1 protein-coding gene is annotated in these 311 nt (G+C 70.4%); it reads left to right on the forward strand.

All coding sequences use genetic code 11. The features are described 5' to 3' along the window. Positions 1–311: PDZ domain-containing protein (locus tag ACLBX8_RS31850; protein WP_447716431.1), on the forward strand; the 311-nt coding region annotated here is incomplete at both ends.

Raw genomic sequence — 311 nt, forward strand, 5'->3', positions numbered from 1 at the left:
TCCCGGTCAAGCCCGCCCCGGCTCCCGAGACGCGTCCCCGGGACGCGCTCAAGGTGAAGACCCGCTCGCCCTTCCTCGGCGCGACCCTCGACAACACCTCGCCGGCGGTGGCCGAGGAGATGCAGGTGGACTTCCCGGCCGAGGGCGTGGCCGTGCAGGCGGTGGACGAGAACTCCATCGCGGCCCGGGTCGGGTTGCAGAAGGGCGACGTGATCGTGGCGGACAACGGCGTGCCGATGGCGACCACCAAGGACCTCGACCGGGTCACCCGCAACAGCCTCAATTCCTGGGAGGTCGCGATCAACCGCAAC

Source organism: Methylobacterium sp. D48H (genome assembly GCF_053345715.1).